The organism is Klebsiella sp. A-Nf5 (genome assembly GCF_002810545.1).
In the GTDB taxonomy this organism is placed as follows: domain Bacteria; phylum Pseudomonadota; class Gammaproteobacteria; order Enterobacterales; family Enterobacteriaceae; genus Klebsiella; species Klebsiella variicola.
On record NZ_PIOG01000110.1, the window covers coordinates 1 to 708 of the forward strand.

At 41.1% G+C, this 708-nt stretch carries 1 protein-coding gene; it reads left to right on the forward strand.

The features are described 5' to 3' along the window. The coding region (locus CWM53_RS30990) for a hypothetical protein (RefSeq protein ID WP_165785070.1) at positions 1–309 on the forward strand (309 nt) is incomplete at its 5' end. Positions 310–708: the final 399 nt, after the last annotated feature.

The following is a 708-nucleotide window of genomic DNA, read 5'->3' on the forward strand; positions in this document are numbered from 1 at the left end:
TACAAGGGCAAAGATGCATTGCTGAAGGGTAAAACTGACTACATCGAAGAGATCCGCCTTATTGATACGTGGGGATTAAGTTTTGAGGCTGCACGTTACCCGCAAGGCATCTTAGCGGCAATGCTCAAAACAGCGCGTGTAAGCCCCTCTCAGGCTTGCGACTTCTGGCACAAGTACGACGCTAAAGCAAGGGGTAGTAAGTTCATCAAGCGTGTATTAGATCGTGTTGAACAAGGCGGCATAGGTGAAGAATATAATGCACAGCTTTACGCCACCTCTGTAGATAGTTTTGATTACTGGATGGATTAATGAGCGAAAAAGAAAAGCTGTATAAAACAATAAACGATATTCTCACCTTCTGCTTCAAGTGTGCAAAGGTTGTTATAGGTCTTATTGTTATCTTCTTCCTGTTAGGGGTTATATTCGGGAAATGAAACATTATCCCCCGCTCTGGTTCGAGACTAAATATCAAATGGAACTTAATGCAGGTATTACCCTAGCGGCTAAGCTAAGCGAATGGAAAAGTAAAGATACTCAAGCGCTACTAAAAGCACGTAGTAATTATCAGTCAAAATTTTTTAAGAAAGCAATTTAATCCAATCAATAGGAATGCACTTGTAATGAAAACCAAATCTATCTGTGTAGCGCTGTCTGCTATTGTTGCTGCTATGTCTCTTTCTGGCTGTGCGCTAATAGTGGATGGTAAAA